At 43.0% G+C, this 14,612-nt stretch carries 12 protein-coding genes and 1 pseudogene; all 13 read right to left on the reverse strand.

What is annotated here, in order from left to right; genetic code table 11:
• Positions 1–29 precede the first annotated feature (29 nt).
• The 13 genes and pseudogenes from yqfB to malK all read right to left on the reverse strand — a co-directional run bounded on the left by yqfB (position 30) and on the right by malK (position 13,962).
• Positions 30–349, reverse strand: a pseudogene (yqfB, locus tag R7F64_RS02185) (N(4)-acetylcytidine aminohydrolase).
• A gap of 67 nt (positions 350–416) precedes the next feature.
• On the reverse strand, positions 417–812 hold the full coding sequence (locus R7F64_RS02190) for a VanZ family protein (protein ID WP_053350073.1): 396 nt from the start codon (positions 810–812) through the stop codon (positions 417–419).
• A gap of 2 nt (positions 813–814) precedes the next feature.
• The gene (locus R7F64_RS02195; protein WP_042521586.1) at positions 815–2,122 is read right to left on the reverse strand and encodes an oligosaccharide flippase family protein; all 1,308 of its coding nucleotides are present in this window, start codon (positions 2,120–2,122) and stop codon (positions 815–817) included.
• An 8-nt stretch (positions 2,123–2,130) separates the two neighbouring features.
• Positions 2,131–3,162 (reverse strand): glycosyltransferase family 4 protein, encoded by a 1,032-nt coding sequence (locus R7F64_RS02200; protein ID WP_005385852.1) that lies wholly within the window; start codon positions 3,160–3,162, stop codon positions 2,131–2,133.
• Positions 3,159–3,992 carry a putative capsular polysaccharide synthesis family protein gene (locus R7F64_RS02205; RefSeq protein ID WP_086047258.1) on the reverse strand — a complete coding sequence of 278 codons (834 nt, stop codon included), beginning with the start codon at positions 3,990–3,992 and terminating at the stop codon, positions 3,159–3,161. The genes R7F64_RS02200 and R7F64_RS02205 overlap by 4 nt, the downstream gene beginning before the upstream one ends.
• Before the next feature lie 15 nt (positions 3,993–4,007).
• Entirely contained in the window at positions 4,008–5,255 is a 1,248-nt protein-coding gene (locus R7F64_RS02210) for an O-antigen ligase family protein (protein WP_318071412.1), read from the reverse strand.
• Positions 5,221–6,273 (reverse strand): glycosyltransferase, encoded by a 1,053-nt coding sequence (locus R7F64_RS02215; RefSeq protein WP_318071413.1) that lies wholly within the window; start codon positions 6,271–6,273, stop codon positions 5,221–5,223. Before R7F64_RS02215 ends, R7F64_RS02210 begins: the two co-directional genes overlap by 35 nt.
• A gap of 2 nt (positions 6,274–6,275) precedes the next feature.
• Positions 6,276–7,085 carry a putative capsular polysaccharide synthesis family protein gene (locus tag R7F64_RS02220; protein ID WP_086047261.1) on the reverse strand — a complete coding sequence of 270 codons (810 nt, stop codon included), beginning with the start codon at positions 7,083–7,085 and terminating at the stop codon, positions 6,276–6,278.
• A complete protein-coding gene (locus R7F64_RS02225; protein ID WP_238855478.1) occupies positions 7,063–9,243 on the reverse strand; it encodes a GumC family protein in 2,181 nt (726 codons plus the stop codon). The genes R7F64_RS02220 and R7F64_RS02225 overlap by 23 nt, the downstream gene beginning before the upstream one ends.
• Before the next feature lie 15 nt (positions 9,244–9,258).
• A complete protein-coding gene (locus R7F64_RS02230; protein WP_412034458.1) occupies positions 9,259–9,792 on the reverse strand; it encodes a polysaccharide biosynthesis/export family protein in 534 nt (177 codons plus the stop codon).
• 12 nt (positions 9,793–9,804) lie between these two features.
• Positions 9,805–11,010, reverse strand: coding sequence for an outer membrane beta-barrel protein (locus R7F64_RS02235; protein ID WP_017635284.1), 1,206 nt, complete (start codon positions 11,008–11,010; stop codon positions 9,805–9,807).
• A 10-nt stretch (positions 11,011–11,020) separates the two neighbouring features.
• Positions 11,021–12,421, reverse strand: a complete 1,401-nt coding sequence (locus R7F64_RS02240; protein ID WP_213907579.1) for an undecaprenyl-phosphate glucose phosphotransferase — start codon at positions 12,419–12,421, stop codon at positions 11,021–11,023.
• Between the two features lie 422 nt (positions 12,422–12,843).
• Complete coding sequence (gene malK / locus R7F64_RS02245) at positions 12,844–13,962, reverse strand: maltose/maltodextrin ABC transporter ATP-binding protein MalK (RefSeq protein ID WP_005375271.1); 1,119 nt, start codon at positions 13,960–13,962, stop codon at positions 12,844–12,846.
• Between the last annotated feature and the right edge of the window lie 650 nt (positions 13,963–14,612).

Here is a 14,612-nt window from a genome sequence, read left to right on the forward strand (position 1 = left end):
TAGACCAGTCGTCTAGTGTTTGTTGTGGGTTATTTAATCAGCTCATACTCAATAACAAAGAGCGTGTCGGTATTTGGGTAGATTTCTCGAATTAACTGCTTGAGTTTTGGTAGTTCGATGGCTTCTTGTTCTGCATGAAACTCATTAATATCTTCAAAGTGAAGTGGTTCTACAGAACGTATCTTGATATCGCAGACTTTACGATCCGTTTCTAAGGTAAAAACTTCGACTTCTGTATTGGGAACGTAATGGCTTTCTGATTCATCTCGAATCGTTATCGTCTTTTTGCCTGACGTGATCAACGGGGTTAAGAATTCAAAAAAGTAATCTTGGTTGGATGAGATGGCATGATGTACTCGTTAGTCTGGATGTTTGGCGCAATTATATACCCAAATCCCCCAGAGATTCCTGTATTACTAGAACGATCGAGTGCGGATGAAGCGAATTAACTTGGCACTAAAGTAACCTGAGATAACGCCTATCCAGTTGGTGCTGAGATCATCAAAACTAAATGATCGATTTGGAATAAAAAGTTGGCTTATTTCTTCCATTGAAACGATAGCCAACAGCAGTAGCAAAAGACGAATCCCAAAAACGTCGGTTTTATTCGAGCTCACCAGAGAAGGGAACGTGAAAACCGATAAAAAGCCGATCAATAAACTGAAAGTAAAGTGAAGCGTACTCGATCCGCCTAAGTAGGTTTCCATTTGCAGGTAAGCAGTATGGTGTAGGTCAGAGCTTTTCCACAAAGAGAGTGAAGCGGTTAGCATCAGGACCAAAACAAAACTCGTGCGTGCCAGTATTAAAGCCATAATTAACCTATTGGAAAGAAGCCTAAGTAACGTTTTACAAAGTACAGTGCAGCTAAATTCTGGATAGCCATGCCAATTGCCATTGCCCACGCTGCACCAATCACCCCAAACATTTGGCAAAGCGTAACAAGTAGGCAGATAGACACCGTACCGGAGGAAATTGTAATGTATTTCATGGTTCTCTCATGACCGCTCATTAATAATAAAAACCCTACTGAACCAGTCGCAACATTGACTAACTGCCCCAGAGAAAGGACGACTAATAGTGGCGCCGCGGCGAGAAACTCCTCACCAAAAAACTGCATTACAAACTCGGGGAAGAGGGTGCAAATAACTACGGGTACAATCGCTAAACCAACATTGGCTCGGCACGCCAAGCGGCTCAGGTTCTGCAGTTTGAGCATTTGACGCTCTTTGTAGAGAGAGGCAAACATCGGGGCGACCACAAAGTTAATGGTAATCAGCACAAAGCCAATCAGTAGTGATGTGCGTTGGGCTGCGGCTAACAAACCGATTTCCGCTGTTGAGATAAAAAAGCCCGCAATAACAAGGCTTCCCCATTGAAGAACATTCGTGAAGATACTGCCAACCCAGACTTGCTTGGCAGAAGCGACCATTTTTTTGTTTGGTACGAAAGCCGATGTTTGATATTGATCTGAGCCAAGCCAATTGGCACTAGATATGACCGCGACACCTATGCTCGCTAAAAGCAGTGCGGTCATTAGATTGTTGATATTTTGCTGACCGATATAGTCTAGGGCAAAGACAAAAATGACCATCAACATGCTTACCCCAAGCTGCAACGCAAACAGAGATGATACAACTTTTCTACATGCTTGAAGCACCCGACTGTTGGTTTGCGCAAGCACCAAGAAAGGTATGCAAAGCAAGCATAAAGTAATCGCATACATTGGTGATTGAGTCTGGTTTAGCTGTTCTGGAAACAGATTAAACGCTGCCAACAAAACGCCTATGGCGAGCAAGCAAAATGCCATACTTCGATAAAGTGCGGTTTTATAGTTTTGGCTTTGTTCAAGCTTCTCTTTGTTATTAAAAGCGATCGCATTGTAACGAACTAACGAGACATCAAAACCTAGCTGAGAAACGATGGCGAGTAGCGAGACTAGGTTGAATAAAAAGAAGAATTGACCGGCCGTCGAAGCGTCACTGGTCTTCGATACAATCAGAGTCAGTAAAAAAGCAAATAGCGCACTCAACACACGCGTGATTGCGGTTTTTAATCCAGTAGATAACAAGCTTTTTTTACCGCTGGGCATCAACAGTAATTTTTGTTGAACAGTGTGAAACATAGGGGCATTTAACCGTAAATATTATTGAGTGCGAGGCGCTGCTTTTCTTCACTGAAGGCATCGTTTAATTCTGCTGTATATTGGCGAAAATCGATCTCTTCATAATGATTGACACAATGCGCGATCTGCTTGGCCATTTCTTCAGGTGTGAGCGCTAAAAACGGGTAGTTGAGATCTTTGGTTGCGCCGATGGTCCGAATAACCATAGGAAGATGTAACTTGGATGCTTCTAGAATGGTTAACGGCATCCCTTCCCATGCTGCAGTGTGTAGATAAAGGTCTGAACCTTTGAGCTTTTCAACTACCTCATCGCGAGGCAGCATACCCGTTACATCCACATTTTCAGTACGTAATTTCTGTTCGAGTACGTGGTCACCGCCACCTATCCATGTGATCTCTATCGGGCGGTTAAGCGCATACCGATTAAGGAACTGCAATGTGCTGATAAGAAACTGAGGATCTTTTTGAGGCGCGACACGACCAAGTACAACGAGCTTCAGCGCTTCTTGCTTGTTTCGCTCTATACGATCTTCACTTTGATAAGACACGTAGTTGTTGAGCAGTTCGGCACGTTTCGCACCAATGCTAATGGCTAGGTCACACTCTCGTTGGCTACAGCCTGCAACCACATCAATTTTGCTCAGTTTTACTTTCTCTAGTGCTTTATAGATCTGGCGTGCAAGCTCTGAGATATCTTCACGTTCGAAGGCATAACAGTGCGGTGTGTAAACCAAGCGTGCCTTGCCAAGCTTTAGAAATCGGCCGAGAAATCCTGCTTTACTCGAGTGCAAATGCACGACGTCGGGACCAAGTGATGCAATCATGTGGTTTGCATCGCGAATAAATTGAAGCAAGCCGCCTTCTACCCACTTTGTCTGTACGAAAATGTGGTGGTTGTTCTCATTGGTCAAGTCGTTTTCTCGGGCTCTGGCTAGCAAGAAATGCTGATAAGGCTCGTCTCTGGATGAGTGAACATAACTATAGAGGGCGGTTTGAACGCCACCTCCAAATGCTTCTGTAACATGGAGCACTTTCTTCATGATGATTTTGTCCCTGGTGTTTGCATCCATTTGTGTTTAAAAGCATCACGCTCTTGCTCTGAATAAACGTGGCGATACAAGGGAAGATCGTACATATAGAACAGTTTTGAGAAGTCGTAGTGATTCTTAAAGTGTTGGTGGATATTAGAGTACCACTTGTTTTTCGCTTCGTTGCTGTTTTTCAGCACGAAGTCTTGCAACTCAAGAAACTCACCGATTTCTTTATCAAGAGAACTGAGCTGTTCGCATTTGATTAGCATGACGTTGGCCTGACCGTTCTGGAATGTGAAGAAAGGTTGAGTGTTGTCCAGCTCTTGGCGCATCACATCGATATTGAAATTACGCTTTAACTCGTTGTCGAACCAGTCCGCAAAATAGTTGAGATTGATATAGTTATCAAAGCAATGCTCGAGGTGCTGATACGTGACTTCCATATCTCGGTGAATTGCATCGTTCTTTTTGCCTTCGATAAATTGCAAATGGAGATCTTGAAAGAAGCGGGAAAAGACAGTTGCGATTGGATCGCGGACCAGCGTAACGATTTTAATCTGCTCGCGTTTTTGTAAGATACGTTTTCGCTGCTTGAGCACTAAGCGATAGAGTGCGCGGTTTCGGAAGTCGAAGAATTTACTCACGTCTTTTTTATTGTGATACATGTGAAATTCTTCGTGATCATCAAAGGTGTGGATGTGATAGCTCGGGATATTTTTCTCCCCTAGCGTGTGCTCAATTGATGAGGAGCCAACTTTGCCCATTTGGTAAACTAAAACAAAATTATCAGCTTGGAGTTCTCGGTTCTTTTCAAATTGTCGAGAGATTGAATACTTCATCTATCCTATCCTTGATTATTCATATTCGTGGTGATGGTTTACCGGAAAAGTATGAGCAATGGCCCTTGAGTCGTTGCTCATGCTGATCATGACGGGTAATAAGAGTATTAAAATTATGGTGGTGTTTACCGCAACGAAAAACACCATGATGAGGGCGTATATCGCAAGTAATAGGCTTTTTCTGTTTTCATTAAGACTACGGAAGCAAAAGCGAATAAAAAGAAAATAACCACCAAACAGCAGACCAATACCAAGCAATCCGTATTCAATTGCGGTATCTAACACAAAGTTGTGGGTGTAGATCGCCAGCTCATCATAATTAAAGTAACTGATCATAAAGTTGGGTAACATTTTCGCGCCGACACCTAACACCGGGTGTTGAAATAAAATATCTAGCCCATTGGCAAGTAAAAGTTTTCTATGAAGATTCGATACCCAGCGCGCTTCACTTTGGTTGGCAAATAAGACGTCTTCTTGGGTTATTTCCAATGTGTCTGCTAGCGTTTCAAACCCAACGTAGAGTGTGGTTGTGACGGCAGTAAACACAATGAAGCTTAAGGCTAATAAAATCGTCCACGTGTACGTTTCTCTGAGCGATTTTCTCATTAAGTTTTTTACGAGCAGTTGGTCAAAGAAGAAAAGCAGACAAAAACCAAGTAGCGCTTTTCTTTCTTGTGACAACACCAGTAATACTAAAGCTACGAGCATCAAAAGGTGGAAAGCGCGAATTTTATCTCGATAAAGGTACAGTAGTGAGCACAGTACACCGAACCCGTATTTACTTACTCCGAGTAACTTAAACCCGCTTTGATAGCCCTGAGCAAAGTGCCATAAGGCAACGAACGAACAGATGAAAAACAACAGATACGTGAAATAAACCATTACCCGTTCGTCATCAAACACGCCATAGGCGTACATTAGGCTCAGTAGGCACAAAATCGCTAACCATTGTACAGTTTCTATAACTAGCGGCATTAAAGGGACGCGATTTAGCAGACCATTTATGAACACATACCCAGTGAACAATACGAGGAACCCCATACAGGGATGCATGAGTTTTTCAGCTTTTCCTTCCAATACCACTAATGCAGTAAAACCAATGGACAAAAGGCTTGCGATGTCAGATGGGGCTAGCGCTATTCCTCCAGCACGAAACTTCATAGGAATAAAGAACAATGCTAATAGGCATGCTGCAAGCAATGAGGCGCGATGGCTCGATGGCGCGGAACTATTTGTTGGCGCAAAGCTGCTGGTAGATTCCATGGTAACCTTCACGAAATTTATCGATGGTGTAGAGAGAGGCCCTATTGACTGAGTATTGACTTGCAGCGTCATACCGCTCAACACTTTCACACAGCTGGAGCACTTTTTGGCTCAGTTCAGTGGCGTTACCAACTTGAAATAAATATTCGGCACGTCCGGTGACGTCATCCAAACCAGGTACGTCCGACGATAGTACGGGTAAGCCTGCTGCCATTGCCTCAACCGCCGCCAAACCAAAGCCTTCGACGTGCGACGATTGCACGTAAATATCCATGTCGTTCAAAAAGGCTGGAACGTCAGAAACTACGCCATGAAAGTGAACACGTTGCGCGACGTTGATTTTTGTTGCCAATTCTTGCAGTGACGATTTTTTTTCTCCATCTCCCGCAAGGTGGAGTTCGTATCGTCTTGGTAAATGGATAAGTGCTTGGATAAGCGTTTCATGGTCTTTATGTTGGTGAAGTCGGCCCACCATTCCAATCTTGATAACTGGTTTGTCGATTAGGTGGCTGGCGAATCTTGGCGTCATAGAAAACCTTTTTAAATCAACGCCATTGTGCACCACGTGATATTTATGTTGATAGCGAGGCATGAACTTCACCAGTTCATCTTGTACTTTTTCACTAATACTGACTGTCAAGTCGTGGCCCCAATATAAGACGTATTCCATGAACTTAAACAGCGGATAGTCACGTCGACGGTTATAAGAACAGTGCTCAGTCTGGATTCGTTTTTTACCTACCGCCAATAGCGCTAGGTAAATGGAAGGGTAGAGGTGCCCGTGAACGACATCCGGCCAACGCAGCAAAGAGAATTTCTCACTCAATGGCAATGTGCGCCAGTTAAAACACTCTATGCCTTGGGCGGATAGCATTGGTAAGTAATCATTTTCATCACACAAGACCAAAATTTTGATTTCGTATTCAGGCTTATGTTCTAAAACAAGGTCGACTAAGAACTTCTGAGCACCGCCGTTCTGAGAAAGATCATTGATAATATGTAGAATCTTGGTTTTCATGATTAATTGGTCAGATATTGCTGTTTAAGGTCGGTGATTTCTGTATTTGAGAAAAAGTGCTTCGTCAATTTAGAATTCAGCATTTCTTCAACGTACTCGGGTGTAGGTTGAAATTGCGTTTTGAATTCTTTCATTAGTGGCGAGTACCATTTGTTGTCTGATTGATTTTCATAAACAACATCCACGGGGTAACCTAAAAAGTCTTCAACTGCGGAGTTAGCCTTCGTTAGCTTGTCACTTCGAATCACCAACAGTGAGAAGTTATTGTTATGGTATGTTTGATAGCCTACTTCGTGATTAAAAGACTCGTTAAACACATCAATCCCTGTTAGTTGTTTGATCTCGTTGTCAAACCACTGCAGCGCATATTGATGATTCATGTGCTTATCAAATGCTTCTTGGAGTAATTGCGGTCGTTCGGTACGTATTGCGCTGTCATCCTTTAGATATTTGTCCGCCATCCAAAAAGGAAGTGCTTGAAAGAACATTGAGACATTTCGTCCGATCGGTTCACGCACTAGCGAGATAATTCGAACTTTTTTCTTACGCTTTAACATATGGCTCATCGTTATGCGCTTTAGTCGTCGCTTTAACGCATTGATCTGAGGCTTATGCAATTGCGCTCTAACGGGGGATATTTGTTTTTGCGCATCGACGGTCATAAGGTCGTGCAAGTGAATCGAGTCAGGAATGGAATGCTCTAATGCACTCGAACCTACTTTGCCCATTTGATAGATCAATACCGGCTGCTCTTGGCTTTTCAATGTTTGGTACCAAGATAGGTTTACGTTAGTAGGCGTATTTCTGGACATAAAGCGTCTCTCCTTCCTTGGCCTTGGCTTGTGTGATTAAGACGCCAAGAGATGGAACTGAGTGTTGTATTTGTTTAGATAACGCAAGGTTAACCAGTGATGATTTTGTCGATTCTGAGCGAATGACGGTAATCAGACCATTGGCATATTGACCAAGAATAAGTGCGTCACTCACTGACAGTAGGGGCGGTGTATCGATAATGATCCGGTCATACTTATTTTGAAAATGTTCGAGCAACTTTTTAAAGCGATCAGAAGCCAGTAATTCCTGTGGGTTTGGCGGAATTAGGCCGGCCGATAATACATCTAAGTTGGCTTCTTTTATATGTGTAACACAATCTTTGATTGGCGTATCCATCGTCAGGATATGCGTTAAGCCAGGGCTTGATTCAGCAATACCGAATCGCTTTGCGATGGAAGGTCGACGTAAATCGCAGTCGATGATCAACACCTTTTCCATTTTTGAAAACGACACCGCCATATTGATACTGGTCGATGTTTTTCCTTCTTCTGGAATAGCAGAGGTAAAGGGCAATATCTTTTGCTTCGTGTTGGTTAATCTGAGCAGAAGCGAGGTTCTGACGGAGCGGCAAGCTTCACTAAATAGCTTTTCTTCATCATCTAAATACGCGGTATAACTGACGCCGTTTTTACGCAAATTGCGTTTTTTGACCATAGGAATCACACCTAAACACGTAACACCAAGTTTTTCCTGCACATCGGCTGTGCTTCGGATAACTTCTCGCATCGTTTCTAAGATGATGACCAGAGCGCAAGCAATGGCAAAGCCAAAAAAGGTGGCAATTAGTACCAGTTTGATTCGTTGTGGTGCCACCGGGAATAGAGGGATGATGGCTTTATCAGTAAAGCGAGCAGTGACATTCTTGTAGTCGCTGGTGGCGTTGGTCTCTTTCTCACGATTTAAGAACGCTTCATAGAGTGCCTTATTGGATTCAACCTCGCGTTTTAACTGTTCGTAACGCGCTTTTTGTGACCCTAACGATTGGAAGTCTGACTTTTTGTTATCGAGCTCTGCTCGAAGCATGTCCTCTTGCGCTTTTGCAGCAAGAAGGTCTTGTTGCTTACTGAAGGAAATGTCACGAATGAGTTGCTGGGTTCTTGATTGAATTTCAGCAAGCTGTGCTTTCGCCTGAATCATTCGATCATGCTTAGGTCCGTAGCGCTGTGCCAGTTCAGAGAGATTTTTGGCTGCCTGTGCTTCCGACAATTTTAGATCGCGGATTTGCGCTTGATTAGCGAATTCATCAATTGACAACAAGCTGTCTAAACTTTGCGAAGATTTACGTCGTAACAGTTGGATTAACGTCTGCGCTTCAATACGCTTATTAACAGCGATATTCAGCTTGCGAGTGAGTTCTTCTAGCTCATTTGCGTAAATTTCATCAATACCGTTTATATCGATCAACCCTTCTTTTAACAAGAATTCTTGCAGCGCTTGCTCCGAGTTACGTAATCGCTCCTCCAATTTTTGAGAGTTATTTGTCAACCAAGTAGCCGCATTTTGTGTAACGACCAATTTGGCTTCAAAATTTGCGTCAATATAGGCTTGGCCGACCGCGTTGGCGATTGTCGTAGCAAGCTTAGGATCGGTAGAACGAAAGCGAATTCTGACTAATTGGGTGTTACGTACTGGCTCAATATCGAGTTTACTTCTGAAAGCTTGAAGTGCCTGATAATAGGACTCTGAAAACTGTGCGGTTTCTTTTGGGCTTGGTGCCACATTCAGTAGGTCTTGAACAAAAGGAATCGACTTTATTTGGTCGATTTTTTTATTTAACTCCCCTGAGCTTGTGAATTCAGGTAATTGGGTGAGGTTCAGCTCCCTAATGACCTTATCTGCAATATGATTCGATTTTAAAATGGCGATTTGCGTTTGAAAGTACTCTTTTTTTGTCGTGTCGACGCCATATACTTCCTCGATTGAAAGGGCGCTTTTTTGCTCCTCTTGGATGAGTAGCGTAGCTGTAGCTTGGTATATCGATGCTTTGGAGTAGATATACCAAGTACAAGTTAATGAGAACAGAAGCGTGAATGCTGCGATGCTTAGCCAATTCTTTTTAATCGCTTTGAAGTGATGGCCAAAACGAATCAGTTCTACTTTGTTCATCTGGAGATTATTTGGATGAGTCCCGTTCATTTGATTCCCTGTCACTTAAAAGAAGCTCTGGTCAATAAATACAATGTCACCAGGTTCAACGTTGCGGTGCATACTGACCCCCTCCATCGTTTGACCTGTTTTATGCTTGGTGAGGTTAATGCCTTTGCGTGAGGCTCTGTCGGTCAAGCCACCTGCTAGAGCGATGGCCTTCTCTATGGTTAACCCTGGACGGTACTCAAATCCACCAGGTTTCCTGACTTCGCCATTAACGTAAAACAGACGAAAGTTATTGATGGTGACCATCACTTTTGGATTGATGAGATAATCGCCTTTTAAGCCCGTTTCTATTTCGTACTTGAGTTGTTTTGGTGTTTTTTTGATTGCTTTAATTCGGCCAAGGTAGGGGTAATCAAAGTAGCCATCTGACGTTATTAGAATATTTTTAATCGTAAGATCTTCTTCACCATAGACCTGCACGGAAATGGTATCGCCAGTATCGAGTAAGTAATCTTCCTCGTTTGAGTCAGCGTTGACCAAAGTGCTAAATAGCAACAACGCTACAATCATGAATTTGATGAATGCCTTCATTAATAATCCTTTTTACAGAGAAAACTGTGCGCTTAAAGTCCAAATATTTTGTTCGAAGCTATAATCCGATCGGCTAGAGTTTTTATCTTGGTATTGCCAATCGGCTTGCAGCTGTATCCAACGTTTGATCTGATAATCGATACCAAAAGATAGAGTGTACCGATCGTCGTTTCTGGAGATTCCCGTGTAATCATCTTGTTGATAAACAGCACCTAAGCGAGTTGCAAGGTAACTATTCCAATCGTGCTTCAGGTTCAGTCGGTAACGAGTTTGTAGGTTGTAATCGCCATCTTGATCGGGGTTAACCGCCGCTTGAGTGGTTTTCACGCTGACTAGAGTTTGTTCTTGAGGCAACCATTCAAAGCCGATATCCCAACTAAAGCCTTTAAATGTCTCTCGTTGAGCGCTGTCAAAATCTTTGATTTGATAACCGAGTCGAGCGATGCCTTTGGTTTTTCCTGTGACTTCCCATTCGGCACCGGTGTAATAGAAACTGGTGTTGTTATCTTTCGATGGCTGCGCAGAATTTCGGTGCTGATACTCGGTTACGATTTGGTTTGTTCCGACTAACCAATAGGTTCTTGGCGTCGCTCTTAAATAGAACTCCAAATGTGCATTGGGAGCTCGAAAATCGTTGTATTTAGTTTTAGCGTTTGGGCGCCCAGGCAAGCCGTCACGATAGTTTTGATAGGTTTTATCACTATAGCCTAAACCGAATTCGAGTCTGCCTTTGGCACCGTTAGATCCAAAGACATAATTGGTTTTTACATCGTTACGGTTGAACTCTATTGGTGAGTCGATTGCGCTACCATTACCTTCGGTAATATCTTCTCCTCGAACTTCATGCTGGGCGCGAAAACGGTAATCAACCACTAAACGATGACGATGATTAAATTCGAAAAAGTTGGAAAACTGAAAAGTGTGGTCGTCGAAGTCGTTGCGATCGTCAGATGAAAAGCCAGCTTTTAACTTATATAAAATATCTGCGCGATAGCGATTCCGTTCTATACGTGCTAGTAAGCTTGGTTCTATACCCCAAATATTGACCGATTCTACATTGCCGGATTTTTCCGCTTTATTGATGTTGTCATCTCCCTCGTAGAAAGTTTTTACGAGGGGAATCAACTCTATACCAGACTCGGTTTGGTAAGCCATCGGTTCTGCGAGCAAGTCAGTAGAAAACAGACTCAATGCTATTGCCATTGTCAGTTTCTTCATAATCTCAACCTTAGTAAGCGTTAGCACCAGTGAAGCCTTTGAAAACGGTCATAAAGATGATTTTGATGTCCATCCAAACCGACCAATGGTGGATGTAATCCAAATCAAACTCGACTCTCTTTTCCATTTTTTCTAAGGTGTCGGTTTCGCCGCGATAACCATTAATCTGTGCCCAGCCAGTAATGCCTGGTTTTACTTTGTGACGTAGCATGTAGCGATCCACGATCTGACGGTATTCTTCATTGTGTGCCACGGCATGAGGGCGTGGGCCGACAATAGACATGGTCCCTTGCAGTACATTGATAAATTGAGGTAGTTCGTCCAAAGAGGTGCGACGTAGAAATCCGCCAAAAGGCGTAATACGAGGATCGTTCTTTGTCGCCTGTTTCACGTTGGAACCTTGATCCATGGTTGTCATTGAACGGAACTTCCAGACTTCAATCTTGCGTCCATCAAGACCGTACCGATGTTGTTTAAAGATGACAGGGCCTTTAGACGTTGCCTTAATGCCAATCGCAATGACGAATAGAATAGGGGCGATTAAGACCAAAATAATGCTCGAAAACAAGATGTCTTCAAACCGTTTTACCCAAGAAGAAATTCCAGCAAAAGGTGTATCAAAGACACTTAGTGTTTGAACTTGGCCGATCTGCGCCCAACGAGAATGTAAAAGGTTATAAGTGAAGAAGTCGGGAATCAGATACGTATTTGCGGTGGTATCTGAGAATTGGTTAAGAAGTGACGCAATGCGCTCTTTTGCGTGCATTGGCATCGCGATATAGACGTAATCTACTTCCCCTTTTTTAGCTCGCTCAAGGGCGTGGTCAACAGCTCCTTTAATAGGATAATTAGAATTTGGCAATCTGTCGGAAGATCGTTCGTCGTAAAAGCCATCAAAAAGCACGCCGTGTTCTGTGTGGTTTTGAATTTCGTTAGCTAGGGTAATGCCGTGAGGAGTTTGGCCGATGATGATCGCAGTGCGAGTGTTGAATCCTTTTTTTCTCAAATAGGCTAATCCGGTACGGAATGTTACTCGCCATGCTAAGAGCAGAGCGGGCGTAATCGCAAACCACAGCACTAAAATTGTGTTATCAAATAAGGTATGGACTTCAGAAAAATACAGCACAATAAAGATAAGTGCAGAAGTCACCGCCCAAGAAACACAGACAATAAACATCTGCTCTTTAAACGAACTGGTTCGCCAAGAGCGATACAGATTGCCGCTTTCTGCCATAAATAGAAAAGAGATGCCTCCAACGAAAGCCAATATGACGTAATCTTTCCCCATCGCAGTATTCATGTCTTTGAACACTAAAAGCAGCATAAAAGAGACGATGACAGCAAGATCTGAGATGCGATATAAAAAAGCGAACTCCATCTCATGAGAGCGGATAAGTCCTTTTTGTTTCATGACTCAGTTTCCCTTCTGACACGCTACCGCCCTTGGGTGTCTTCCCCAATTGCCGTGTCGTGAACGTTATTAGTAGTTAGTGCACAGAGCATTCTGTGGAATGCTGCTGAGTTTTTTGTCACGTGTAATTTCGTTGATAAGTGTAAAAATTTGCTTTGTTGAGGTAAGTGGAAATAAGAATGATATTTAGCCCTTTGGCTAAGTTTGGCGGGTTAGGAAAAAGCTGGTACTTACTTATGAGGAATGAGGAAAAGTATTAAAAATGAAGTATCAGTACAAAGACAATGGTTTATGTGAGGGTAGAAGAAACGGGTGATTTGATTCGTTCACGATTAATGATTTAGTATCGAATTGCTGATATTTATTAAGATAAAAAAATCCCTCTCACTTGAGAGGGATTTTTTTGAGTAAGGACGAATGAATTATTCGACTTCTACGCCGTTTTCTTTGTATAGGCGGCGGCATGCGCGACCATCACTGTGGAACAGGTGACAACGATGAGCTGGAATACCGATCTCGATTTTATCGCCAGTGTCGACTGCAAGCGTGTCAGGCTGACGGAAAATAACGTCGGCGTCCGCACCTTCTAGGTTTAGGTATACTTGAGTTTCGTTACCTAGCTTCTCAACAATCATCACTTCACCGTGAATACTTGCATCAGCTTCAGAAGCGGATAATAGGTGCTCAGGGCGAATGCCTAAAGACATTCGGTCGCCGCGGTTAACTGTTGTACCATCCACCGGAATCCAGAAAGATACGCCGTTAGATAGTTGAACTTTGACGCGCTCTGCTTCTACTTCATCAATGAATACGCTCATGAAGTTCATTTTCGGAGAACCGATAAAGCCAGCTACAAAGCGGTTTTGTGGGTAATGGTAAAGCTCAAGCGGCTTACCAACTTGCGATACATAACCGCCGTCTAGTACAACGATTTTATCTGCCATTGTCATCGCTTCTACCTGATCGTGCGTTACGTAGATCATGGTACAACCAAGTTGGCGTTGTAGCTTAGTAATTTGTGCACGCATGTTTACACGCAGTGCCGCATCCAAGTTTGATAGTGGCTCGTCTAGAAGGAATACATTTGGCTGCGATACCAATGTTCGGCCAATCGCCACACGTTGACGCTGTCCACCAGAAAGTGCTTTTGGTTGGCGCTCAAGCAAGTGGCCTAGTTGTAGGATTTCTGCTGCTTGTTCAACACGCTTGTCGATTTCTGCTTTGTCTGCTTTTGCTAGTTTCAAGCCAAATGACATGTTGTCATATAAGTTAAGGTGCGGGTAAAGAGCGTAAGACTGGAATACCATACCAACACCACGTTTGGATGGTTCGACGTCATTCATGCGCTGGTCACCAATATACAAATCACCTGAAGTAATGTCTTCAAGACCGGCAATACAACGTAAAAGGGTAGATTTACCACAACCTGATGGACCTACAAAAACAACAAATTCACCTTCGTTGATTGTTAGGTCTACGTTCTTAGAAATCAGTACGTCGCCATACGCTTTACAAACATTTTTTAACGTGACACTCGCCATGTAGCTCGTCCTCGATCAATTTTTTATTATTCACCGCTCATCATTATATGAATTATCTAGCGAGCAGTAACAGTAGGAATCGGTAAGTTCTTGCGGTTGGTAAGAAAAGTAGGGTAGCACTTCAATAAAATGTCCTGAATAGAAGTGCTACCCATCATAGCCAAGTACGAGTTTCTCTCCCCCACATTATTCGTATTGTCTCCCCCGTGAAATAATTACCACAAACAACACTAATAATGACATTCCACTCGTCTGGCAATGCAAAACCAGCAAATCTTTTTCCTAATACGTAGGCACTGCTGGGAAAGGGTTCTTACCATCCACTCTTGGATGACTGCAGTTTCTAAGATTGTGCGTAGTGCGACATCCTCCTAATAGAAATAATTGTAGGGGGAGTAGAAAGGGAGGAGTAAAAAAGGAGGAGGAAGAAAGCAGTTGGTCGGAAATCACATTATTGCACCACCTAAAGTTGAAACCGATCACAGGAACTATCCATTTTGTGATTTGAGTCTCTTACCCTTGGCGATTTAGATCACGAAAATACGTCATAATTGTAAGGGCGTAGGGATTAGGAGGATGAGACATATTGGATTATTTCAGATGATATATGTCGAAATACGGCTGAACCTCAATGGACTAGCCCTACATCA

The sequence above is a fragment of the Vibrio sp. Vb1980 genome (assembly GCF_033338615.1).
Lineage (GTDB): Bacteria > Pseudomonadota > Gammaproteobacteria > Enterobacterales > Vibrionaceae > Vibrio > Vibrio alginolyticus.